Genomic DNA, 5,261 nt, shown 5'->3' with positions numbered 1-5,261 from the left:
ACGGAAATCTGGTGCCGGGCTCGGCTTAGCAATTGTCAAATCCATTGTTGAAGCGCATGGCGGTACCGTGAAAGCTAGCTCACAAAACGGATGGAACAAGTTCCAGATAAACCTCCCTGTCATCCACCCTGCTAAATGAGCTAGTTTTCGATAGCAGAACGCCAGTGAAACGTTCCTGCATCTACTTCTGAACAGACAGTGTTGTAACTGTCGAAACTCCATCTATGTTCTCGACAGTAAACTTCACCTTGTCGCCAGTCTTCACATTGGATAGCAATGTTTTGTCCTTCACGGGAAAAGACATGGTCATCGGGCCCATCTCTACCGTCGAGCTTTTGATACGTCCATGTTTCAACGTAATGCTTTTGTTCTCTTTATCAACAGATCTAACTTCACCATCCGATAAAGAGTTTGCGCTCACTGGTTTCTCTGGCGTCTTGTCCAGTTTCATACCTTCCATCTTCATCCCTCCCATGTCCATACCTTTACTACCTTGGTCAGCGTAAGCACTGATAGTCAGCAGAGAGAAGCCGCAGACGGCTGCCAAATTTAAAAGCGATTTTTTCATTTGATACTCCTTAGTAGTTAAATTGATTTGTTTCGAACTGCTAAACGTAATTTGCGTTCTTGAAGTAAACGCCATGCTGCTGGAATCACAAAAAGCGACAACAACGGTGCGGTAATCATTCCTCCAACCATTGGCGCTGCAATCCGTTGCATTACTTCAGAGCCGGCACCGCTGCCGAACATAATTGGTATAAGTCCTCCCAAGATAACCGCCACTGTCATGGCTTTAGGTCGCACTCGCAGTACAGCTCCTTCTCGAATCGCTTCCGCAATGAGTTCCTTGGTCAACGGCAGTCCAGCCTGCAATCGCTGGTTCAATGAATTGCGTAGATACACCAGCATCACGACGCCAAATTCAGCTGCCAATCCGGCCAAGGCAATAAACCCAACCGCAGTAGCCACCGAAACGGCATGACCGAGTAGCCACACAAACCAGAAGCCACCGATAAGTGCAAAAGGTACGGTCAGCATAAGCAGGAATGCTTCCGATATGGAGCGAAATGCCAAGTACAGCAGGATGAGGATAACGGCCAGCGTGAGAGGAATCACTGTTTGCAATTTTGCGACGGCTCGCTCCAGGTATTCAAACTGCCCGGACCAGCCTATTGAATATCCAGGAGGGAGCTTTACCTCTTTTGCAACTGCAGCCTGCATTGCCTTCACGGCTGAGTGCAAGTCGGTTCCACGCACATCGACATAGACCCAGCCAGAAAGCCGTGCGTTCTCGCTGCGTATCATCGGCGGCCCATCAGTCACCTTGATGGTCGTAATATCTCCCAGCCTGACTTGTGCACCTCGCTCTGTGACGATAGGAAAGTCACGCAGCGTTTGCACCGAGTTACGGTAATCCTGTGGATAGCGAACATTGATGGGAAAGCGTTGGCGTCCATCTACAACTTCACCAATGTTTTCTCCGCCAATCGCAGATGAAATAACCGACTGCACGTCCGTCACCGCAAGGCCATATCGCGCTGCTTTTGCTCGGTCGATATCGACATCGATATAACGTCCACCGCTTACACGTTCCGCCAATGCAGAAGTCACCCCCGGCACTTTTTTGACGACGGCTTCAATTTGCGTGGCGATTTTGTCGATTTGTCCGAGGTCGGCACCGGATACCTTCACACCGACAGGTGTCTTGATACCGGTTGACAGCATGTCGATACGATTACGGATAGGCGGCACCCAAACATTCGATAGTCCTGGAACTTTGACTATCCGGTCCAGTTCTTCAATGAGCTTTGCGGATGTCATACCGGCACGCCATTGGTCTTTCGGTTTGAACTGAATCGTCGTTTCAAACATTTCCAACGGTGCAGGGTCGGTCGCCGATTCCGCTCGGCCGGCTTTACCAAAGACCGTAGCGACTTCGGGTACGGTTTTGATGAGGCGGTCTGTCTGTTGCAGCAGTTCACTAGCTTTGGATGCAGACAGTCCGGGCAATGCAGAAGGCATGTACAGCAAATCACCTTCGTCCAGCGGTGGTAAAAATTCGCCACCAAGTTTAGACAGAGGAATCACTGTCAGGGCAAGAGCAAAAAACGCAATCGCAATCGTCCATTTCGGATGCGCCAGACTTGCATTCAACCAAGGCCGGTACGCTCGTATCAGTACGCGATTAATCGGATTCGATGCCTCGCTTGGAATACGTCCGCGAATCATGTACCCCATCAATACTGGTATCAACGTAATCGCCAGTCCGGCTGCCGCAGCTAAGGTGTAGGTTTTTGTATAGGCAAGCGGCGCGAACAACTTGCCTTCCTGTGCTTCCAAGGCGAATACCGGAATGAAAGAAAGCGTAACGATAAGTAGCGAGAAGAACAGCGCCGGTCCAACCTCAATAGCCGACTCTGCAATCAAGTCCCACCGCTCTTTCGCATTGATTTCCTGATTTGGATGCGAGTGCGAATAGGCTTCCAGATGCTTGTGCGCATTCTCAATCATGACAATCGCTGCATCGACCATCGCACCTACGGCGATGGCGATGCCGCCCAAGGACATCAGATTGGCGTTAACGCCTTGATAGCGCATCACGATGAAAGCAGCGAGCACGCCCAAGGGTAGCGAGATGATGGCAACCAACGCACTGCGTAAATGAAATAGAAAAATCGCGCAGACCAGTGCGACCACGACAAACTCTTCAATCAGCTTGTCACGGAGGTTGGTCACTGCCGCCGTAATTAATTTGGAGCGGTCGTAGGTTGTGACGATTTCCACGCCTTTGGGAAGCGAGCTTTGCAAAGTAGCGAGTTTGGCCTTGACCGCATTGATTGTCTCAAGCGCGTTCTTGCCGGAGCGCATGACAACAACGCCACCTGCGACTTCTCCTTCGCCATTCAACTCGGCAATGCCGCGACGCATTTCTGGACCTATACGTACCGTCGCCACATCCCCTAGCAATACTGGCGTGCCCGCATCATTTGCGTTTAGTAGAACATTGCGGAAATCTTCCAGTGAACGCAAATACCCGTGCGAACGCACCATGTATTCGGTCTCGGCCATCTCAACGATCGAACCACCGGACTCCTCATTTGCTTTCGCCAATGCATCCAGCACCTTTGCGTGAGAGATGCCGAATACACGCAACTTGTCTGGGTCGAGGATGACTTGATACTGCTTCACCATGCCACCGATGCTAGCGACCTCAGCGACGTCTGAAACGGTTTTAAGCTCGAACTTCAAGAACCAGTCATTCAATGTCCGCAACTGACTGAGGTCATTTTTTCCAGTACGGTCTACCAGTGCGTATTCAAATATCCAACCTACTCCCGTTCCGTCCGGTCCAAGCTCGGCGCTCACACCTTGAGGCAAACGGCTTTGCACCTGGCTGATGTATTCCAATACTCTTGAGCGAGCCCAGTATTGATCCGTGACGTCGTCAAACAGAACATAAACAAACGAGTCGCCAAAGAAGGAGTAACCGCGAACGGTTTTGGCACCCGGGACCGCTAGCAGTGCTGTGGTCAGTGGGTAAGTGACCTGGTCCTCAACTATCTGGGGAGCCTTGCCGGGATACTGGGCGCGGATGATGACTTGCGTGTCCGACAGGTCGGGTAGCGCATCCAACGGTGTTTTGTTCAACGACCACAGACCCCATCCTGCGATGACGACCGCAGCAAGCAGAACCCAGAATCGGTTGGCAATGGACCAGCGAATAATTCGCGCAATCATTGCTTGCCGCCCACCGGTTTGACGCTTTCGAGCAGGTAACCGTCGTCATTTTCCTTGAATGAAAACTCAACTTCCTGTCCGGCTTTTATCCCTTCAAATAACTCAGGACGTGACTTGTTAAAATCCATCGTCATCGCACCCCACTCAAGTTCCGGAATCGGCTTGTGCGAAAGGGTCAACGCTTTTGGCGTTACTTTCTCTACCGTCCCAATGCCTCGGTGAACAGCGGTTGCCGATGGCTGCATCGTCTGTGTACTTCCAGCAAACTTGGGTAACACTGACTTCAAACTAGCTTCCGAATCGATAAGAAATTGTCCGGACGCGACTACTTTCTGACCTTCAGTTAACCCGCTCAAAATCTCGGTATCGTTTCCTGTATCCCGGCCAGTCGTCACAATCACCGGTTGCATGCTGTTGTTTTCGCCAAGCACCAAAACGACGGATTGCTTGCCGCTCGCAATCACGGCTTCGCTCGGAACCAGAAGTCGCGAAACTGGCTTCTCGGCATTCAAACGGATGCGCATGAGCATGCCCGGCGTGAGGCTGCCATCACGATTATCCAGCTCCAGTCGTGCCTGCAAGGTCCGGGTCGCGGTACTGATACCCGGCAGGATTTCTCTAACCTTGCCGTTGTATTTTCTATTTGCATCGCCTGAGAACGTAGCTTCCACCGTCATGCCGGAACGGACTGCATTGCTCAGTGCCTCGGGCACTTCCGCTATCAGCCACACTTTGTTCAAACCGGCGACTTTTGCAATGGTCATGCCGGGCGTTACCATCGCGCCATCGCGTACGGACAACTCGGTGATGACGCCGGCCACTGGGGATGTCAGCGTATAGTGCTTTTGTGATTGGCCGCTACGGTCCGTCTGATTGATCAATCCGTCCGGAATGGACATCGCGCGCATTCTTTGTCTAGCGGCTGCCGCCAGTTCGGTATTGCCGCCACGCTTGAGTGCCAGATACTCCTCTTGCGGCGCAATCCAGTCGGGAACAAAAATAGAAGCAATTGCCTCACCGCGCTTGATACGCTGCTGAGGTGAACGGGCATACAGTTTGTCGATATACCCCGTCACGCGGCTTTGCACGACTTCCGAAGCGCTCTCATCAAACTGCGTTGTGCCAACCATTTCAAATACATCCCGTACTTCTTCGCGTCTTACGGTTGCAAATCGGATACCGAGATTCTGTTGAAGTGTGTGGCTAATTTTTACGCCACCATCTGCTGAACCTTCATCCGCATAAACCGGAACCAATTGCATATCCATGAAAGGACTTTTACCTGGCTGGTCGAACTTGTTTCCCGGAACCATAGGGTCATGCCAATACAGGACTTTACGCCCCGTCTTCGGGTCAACTTTCTCAGTTGCTGTGCCAGATGTAGCGTCATCCATACTTCTTTGCGTGCCGAACCAATACCCGACAAACACGAGACCTGCACCTGCTAATACCAAGACTATCGCTTTCAATGCGAATTTCGATTTCATTTCATTTCTCCTGCAGATGCCATGTCATGTGGAAGC

At 51.4% G+C, this 5,261-nt stretch carries 4 protein-coding genes; 1 reads left to right on the top strand and 3 read right to left on the bottom strand.

Going from position 1 to position 5,261, the window contains the following annotated elements:
* Positions 1-31: 31 nt before the first annotated feature.
* Positions 32-139: a hypothetical protein gene (locus Hfont_RS15235; RefSeq protein ID WP_421801003.1), complete on the top strand. Its 108-nt coding sequence runs from the start codon at positions 32-34 to the stop codon at positions 137-139.
* A gap of 42 nt (positions 140-181) precedes the next feature.
* Here the strand turns inward: Hfont_RS15235 and Hfont_RS14945 are convergent, their stop codons facing one another.
* The 3 genes from Hfont_RS14945 to Hfont_RS14935 are packed head-to-tail and all read right to left on the bottom strand — an operon-like array spanning position 182 to position 5,225.
* A complete protein-coding gene (locus Hfont_RS14945) occupies positions 182-568 on the bottom strand; it encodes a copper-binding protein (protein ID WP_112993227.1) in 387 nt (128 codons plus the stop codon).
* A 17-nt stretch (positions 569-585) separates the two neighbouring features.
* The gene (locus tag Hfont_RS14940; RefSeq protein ID WP_112993226.1) at positions 586-3,738 is read right to left on the bottom strand and encodes an efflux RND transporter permease subunit; all 3,153 of its coding nucleotides are present in this window, start codon (positions 3,736-3,738) and stop codon (positions 586-588) included.
* The gene (locus tag Hfont_RS14935) at positions 3,735-5,225 is read right to left on the bottom strand and encodes an efflux RND transporter periplasmic adaptor subunit (protein ID WP_112993225.1); all 1,491 of its coding nucleotides are present in this window, start codon (positions 5,223-5,225) and stop codon (positions 3,735-3,737) included. Before Hfont_RS14935 ends, Hfont_RS14940 begins: the two co-directional genes overlap by 4 nt.
* Positions 5,226-5,261: the final 36 nt, after the last annotated feature.

The organism is Herminiimonas fonticola, from assembly GCF_003293745.1.
Taxonomy (GTDB): Bacteria; Pseudomonadota; Gammaproteobacteria; order Burkholderiales; family Burkholderiaceae_D; genus Oxalicibacterium; species Oxalicibacterium fonticola.
The sequence above is the reverse complement of the archived record's forward strand: the minus strand, read 5'-3'. Positions and strand labels throughout refer to the sequence as shown.